This window comes from Kitasatospora sp. NPDC004289 (genome assembly GCF_053602875.1).
Genome location: NZ_JBSGEL010000173.1, coordinates 1 through 2,691, shown reverse-complemented (window position 1 = coordinate 2,691; position 2,691 = coordinate 1). Strand labels below are relative to the sequence as shown.

The 2,691-nt window shown below is 75.9% G+C and carries 4 protein-coding genes; all 4 read right to left on the bottom strand.

Annotated features, from left to right (window positions below; translation table 11 throughout):
• Positions 1-33: 33 nt before the first annotated feature.
• Positions 34-1,005 (bottom strand): AAA family ATPase, encoded by a 972-nt coding sequence (locus ACWEPF_RS39815; RefSeq protein ID WP_452176518.1) that lies wholly within the window; start codon positions 1,003-1,005, stop codon positions 34-36.
• Positions 1,006-1,156: 151 nt separating this feature from the next.
• Positions 1,157-1,327, bottom strand: coding sequence for a hypothetical protein (locus ACWEPF_RS39810; protein WP_452176517.1), 171 nt, complete (start codon positions 1,325-1,327; stop codon positions 1,157-1,159).
• Between the two features lie 31 nt (positions 1,328-1,358).
• On the bottom strand, positions 1,359-1,784 hold the full coding sequence (locus ACWEPF_RS39805) for an ATP-binding protein (protein ID WP_345287877.1): 426 nt from the start codon (positions 1,782-1,784) through the stop codon (positions 1,359-1,361).
• A 197-nt stretch (positions 1,785-1,981) separates the two neighbouring features.
• The gene (locus ACWEPF_RS39800; RefSeq protein WP_452176516.1) at positions 1,982-2,620 is read right to left on the bottom strand and encodes a LysR family substrate-binding domain-containing protein; all 639 of its coding nucleotides are present in this window, start codon (positions 2,618-2,620) and stop codon (positions 1,982-1,984) included.
• Between the last annotated feature and the right edge of the window lie 71 nt (positions 2,621-2,691).

Genomic DNA, 2,691 nt, shown 5'->3' with positions numbered 1-2,691 from the left:
CCCTGCCCGCCTTCGTGGTCGCGATCGGGCTCATCACCCTGGTCGCCGTCCAGCTGCGGCTGCTCCCCTCGGGCGGCTACGTGCCGTTCGGTCAGCCGCGTCCACCACGGCGGCGCCGGTCTCGGAGAGGGTGGCCAGGCGTTCGGTGACGGCTTCGCGCAGGCCCCGGGGCACCTCGGCGTGGGCCAGGTGGGCGGCGGCCTCGGCCGCCCGGCCGTGCAGGCTCTGCTCGGCCAGGGTGATCAGGTCCTCCTCGGCGACCAGCGGCAGGCCCTCGCTGCGCTGGTAGAGGGCGGCGGTCAGGTCGGGGGTGGCCTGCCCGCCGAGGGCGGCGGCGGCCAGTTCGCCGATCGCCGCCTCGGAGAGCGGGGCGAGCCGGATGACGGCGCCGCTGGTGCCGGGCGGGCGCCGGTAGGCGGCGCCGAGGACCGGGGTGCGGGGCGGCAGGTCCTCGGCCCGGTACGTGCCGACCAGGCCGAGCCGCTCGGGCAGGTCGCGGGCGAGCAGCAGCAGGAGCTCCCGGGTGGCCTCGTCGACCCAGTGCAGGTCCTCGACCACCAGCACGGCCGGGCCGATCGCGGAGAGGAACGCCCGTACGCCGTGGACGAGTTGGTACCGCTCGGCCTGGGCGTCGCGGGCCCGGGGCGGCGGGGAGGGCAGGCGGTCGGCGAGGTCGGGCAGCAGCGGGGCGAGGGCACCGGCGGTGGGTGGGACGCCCTCGGCGGGGAGCCAGCGGCCGCCCTTGCGCAGCGCGTCCATCACCGGGCCGTAGGGGAAGGGCTCGCGCAGCGGGTGGCAGTGGCCGGTGAGCACCCGGTGGCCCTCGGCGGTCAGGGCGAGCGCGGCCTCGTGGACCAGCCGGGACTTCCCGATCCCGGCCTCCCCCTCGACCAGGACCACGGCGGGCGGGTGCCGCACGGCCGCCAGCAGGAGCCCGAGCTCCCGCTGACGGCCGACGAACTCGAAGCTCCTGCCGGGGGCCGGTCGCCCGGGGCCTGCTGCCACGCGATCACCTTCCCTGTCCTGGCCACGCTAGATCGGCGCAGGTCAGGGGGCAAACGGCGGGGCCGTCCGGCGGGGCCTTCCCGTACCACCGGCGCGGTGGTCAGCCGACCCGGCGGTTCAGTCGGCCCGGAGGTGTGGCCGGCCCGGAGAATCAGCGGGCCCGGCGGTCAGCCGACCCGGAGGTGCGGCCGGCCACGGCGGTGCCGGGTTCCTCGTGGCCGAGGTGCCCGCCCAGCAGGTCGACGTAGAACCGTGCCGGCGCGGAGGGGTCGGGGGCCTCGATCGTCGTGCCCCACCACATGCCCTCGGCGCGTGATCTCATCCCGGCAGCGTCGCACGCGGCGGTGACGTGCTCACGCGGCCTCGGGCACCAGCAGCTCGGCCGTCACCTGGGTACCGGTGGCGGTGCGCCGGATGGTGCAGCCGGCCGCGTAGGCCTCGACCAGCATCAGGCCGCGGCCGGTGCAGTCCTCGGGGCCGGTGGTGGCCTGCGGGCGCCAGTGGCCGTTGTCCCGCACCTGGACGACCACGGTGAGGCCGTCGCTGGCGAGCAGTACGGCCACCTCGGGGCTCCCGCTGTGCCGCACCGCGTTGGCCACCAGCTCGGTCACGATCAGCGCGAGGGCCTCCTCGACGCTGTCGGGCACCCCCCACTGCCGGGCCAGCACCTGGGCGAAGTGCCTCAGGGCCGGGACGGCGGCGGGATCGGCCGGCATGGCGCACGCTGCCGATCCCTCGCGTACCGCGAGGTCGGGGGCGGTCTGGTCGATGGCGATCATCTGCGACTCCTGAAGGCGTGTGGGGCGGGCCTCCTGCCGGACAGCCTCGCCCGAACCCGGCACCGGATCAACCGGGGGTGCCCAAGTCACGGGTACCTATTTAATGGGCGGAGCCCCTCCTTCCGGGCCGCGCCGGCTGGGCGGATCCCCGCCTTCCGGGCCGCCCCGGCCCTCCCCTCGTCGGCCTCCGGCCCTGCTCAGCCGTAGGTCCGCGCCATCCAGGTCTGGAAGTGCGGGGCCCGGCTGATCAGCTCCCGGTAGGACTCCACGGCCGAGCGGTAGAGGGTCTCGGCCACCTCCCCGGCCCGGCCGTCCCGGCGCCAGACCAGCAGGTACCTGGTCCACAGCGGGGTGCCGGTCAGCGGCTTCACGATCACCCCGGGGATCGGCTGGATGGTGGCCTGCACGACGGAGACGCCCAGGCCCTCGGCGATCATCCGCTGGAGCTGCACCTGGTCACCGAGGAACTCGTGCACCACCGCCGGGGTGAAGCCGGCCGCCGCACAGGCGGCGTGGAAGAAGCCGGGCCAGCCGGCCCCGTCGTCCGGGGTGAGGAACCAGGCCTCGTCGGCGAGCTCGGCGAGGGAGACCTCGGCCCGGTGACGCAGCCGGTGCCCGGCGGGGAGGGCCAGGAAGACCGGTTCGGTGATGATGCCGCGGTGCTCGACGGCGGCGGAGTGCGGGAGCTCCTGACCGGGGTAGTCGACGGCCAGCGCGGCGTCGATCTCCTCGTGCTCCAGCAGGTCCACGATGGCGGACGAGGCGTAGACGCTGCTGACGGTCAGCGGGACCTCGGGCAGCTGGCCGCGCAGCCGCCGGACCAGGCCGGGCAGCACGGGCGTGTTGGTGGCGGCTCACCCGAACCGAGGCCCTTGGGCTCCTGGCAGGGGCCGCCGTCCAGGACGCC

Excerpts from the sequence above, each read along its gene's own strand:
- ACWEPF_RS39805 (WP_345287877.1), bottom strand. The coding sequence starts at position 1,784 with ATGATCGCCATCGACCAGACCGCCCCCGACCTCGCGGTACGCGAGGGA.
- ACWEPF_RS39810 (WP_452176517.1), bottom strand. The coding sequence starts at position 1,327 with ATGAGATCACGCGCCGAGGGCATGTGGTGGGGCACGACGATCGAGGCC.